Source organism: Streptomyces sp. SM10 (genome assembly GCF_002910915.1).
Taxonomy (GTDB): domain Bacteria; phylum Actinomycetota; class Actinomycetes; order Streptomycetales; family Streptomycetaceae; genus Streptomyces.
In genome coordinates, this window is record NZ_NEUF01000044.1 from 1 (window position 1) to 2482 (window position 2482).

Consider the following 2482-nt stretch of genomic DNA (forward strand, 5'->3'; position numbering starts at 1 on the left):
CGGACGGGGTGCGGTGCAAGCGCATCGATGTCGACTACGCGTCGCACAGTGCGCATGTGGAGCGGATCCATGACCGGTTGCTGGAGGTGCTGGCGGATCTGGAGCCGTGTAGTTCGCGGGTGCCGTTGTATTCGACGGTGACGGGCGGGCTGCTGGACACGGCGGGGATGGATGCCGAGTACTGGTACACGAACCTGCGCCGGACGGTCCTGCTGGAGAAGACGACCCGAGCACTGGTGAGTTCGGGGCATGGTGTGTTCGTCGAGGTGAGTCCGCATCCGGTGCTGTCCGTGGGGCTGGAGGAGACGTTCGAGGCGGCCGGGAGTGACGCGGTCGCGTTGGGGACGTTGCGCCGGGACGAGGACGAGTCCCGCCGCTTCATGACCTCCCTCGCCCACGCGCATGTGCACGGGGTCGACCTCGACTGGAACACCCTGTTCGCGGGCACCGGTGCTCAGCGTGTCGATCTGCCCACCTACGCCTTCCAGCATCAGCGCTACTGGCTGAACCCGTCTGCCGGAAACGGCGCTGTGGACGTTTCCTCGGCTGGGCTGAAGTCCCTCGACCACGCCGTGCTTTCCAGCGCGATGGGCTTGGCCGGCACCGACGGTGTAGTGATGACAGGCAGGGTTTCGGTCGAGACACACCCCTGGCTCGCCGACCACGCTGTATGGGGTTCGGTCCTGCTTCCGGGCACAGCCTTCGTGGAGCTCGCCCTGCAAGCCGCCGACCAGGTCGGCTGCGACCTCGTGGAAGAGCTGACGATCGAGGCGCCCCTTGTCATCGCCGGTCACGACGCGATCGTCATCCAGGTCGCGGTTGCCGCAGCCGACCTGACGGGCCGGCACGAAATCACCGTGTACTCCCGCCCTGCCGACGCTTCGGACGCGGCATGGACGAGGCACGCCAGCGGCACACTCGCCATCGGGGCACCGGCGACGGACAGCCTGGAGGAGTGGCCGCCCGCGGGAGCGCAAGCTGTCGCGGTGGATACGCTCTATGCGTCGCTCGCCGATGCGGGGTACGAGTACGGCCCCCTGTTCCAGGGGCTGCGCGCAGCGTGGCGGCGAGGCGACGACGTGTACGCGGAGGTGGCCCTCCCGGCTGAAGCCGAGGTCGATGGCTTCGGGCTGCACCCAGCCCTCCTGGACGCCGCACTGCACGCGATGGGCCTCGCGCCCGCTACCGACACGGAGGGGACGGCAGAAGTAGTAGGCCTGCCGTTCGCCTGGGCCGGTGTGTCACTGTCCGCGGTGGGAGCACAGCTTCTGCGGGTTCGCGTTCGTCGTGAGAAGTCGGGCGCGTCACTGCTGCTGGCAGACGGAGCCGGTTCGCACGTCGCCTCGGTGGAGTCCCTCGCACTGCGTCCGGTCGCACGGGAGCAGTTGCGCGGAAGTAATCATGCCCACGCCGACTCGCTGTTCCGCGTCGCATGGTCCGTGAGGCCGGTCGGCACTCAGGATGCGGAGGCCACGTGGGCCGTGATCGGGAGAGGGGAACTCCTCCCCGGCACGGAGCGGTTTGCGGATCTGGCCGCTGTCGCCGAGGTTCCCGATGTGGTGGCGGTGTCGTTCGCGGAAGCCGGCTCCTGCGCCGGGGACGTGGCGTCTCGTGCACATGAAATCGCTCGGCAGGCACTGGAGTTGGTACAGGAGTGGCTGGCTGACGAGCGGTTCGCCGATGCGCGGCTGGTGGTGGTGACTCAGGGCGCGGTGTTCTGTGATTCGCCCGATCCCGTACAGGCTGCCGTGTGGGGTCTGGTGCGGACGGCCGAGTCCGAGAACCCTGGGCGGTTCGTCCTGGTGGACGTCGACGAGGACCGGGGGTCGGTTCTGCCGGCAGTCGTGGCCTCGGGCGAGCCGCAGGCTGCTGTGCGCGCGGGCGAGGTGTTCGTACCGAGGCTGGCACGAGTGCCGTTGCCTGCCGAGCAGCAACCCGCCCGCGTCGAACTGGCCGGGACCGTAGTCGTGACGGGCGCCGGCGGGGTGCTGGGTGGTGTGGTGGCGCGCCACCTGGTCGCCGAGCACGGTGTTCGGCACCTGTTGCTGGTGAGTCGTCGGGGTGGGGATGCTCCGGGTGCGGCTGAGCTCGTTGCGGAGTTGGAGGGTCTGGGTGCGCGGGCTCGGTTCGTGGCGTGTGATGTGGCTGATCGTGTGGCGTTGGCGGGGGTGTTGGACGGTGTGGAGGCCGGGCACCCGCTGACGGGTGTGGTGCATACCGCCGGCGTCTTGGATGACGGTGTGGTGTCGTCGTTGACGTCGGAGCGGTTGTCGGCGGTGTTGCGGCCGAAGGTTGATGCGGCGTGGAATCTGCATGAGTTGACGCGTGGCATGGATTTGTCGATGTTCACGTTGTTCTCCTCGGCGGCCGGTGTGTTCGGTGGTGCGGGGCAGGCGAACTACGCGGCGGCGAACGCGTTCCTCGATGCCCTGGCCGAAGTGCGGAAGGCGGAGGGGCTGGCGGGGCAGTCCCTGGCCTGGGG

1 protein-coding gene is annotated in these 2482 nt (G+C 68.7%); it reads left to right on the top strand.

Annotated features, from left to right (window positions below):
• Window positions 1-2482 (top strand): SDR family NAD(P)-dependent oxidoreductase (locus B9S57_RS04520; protein WP_146057710.1); only part of this gene is annotated, 2482 nt, incomplete at both ends.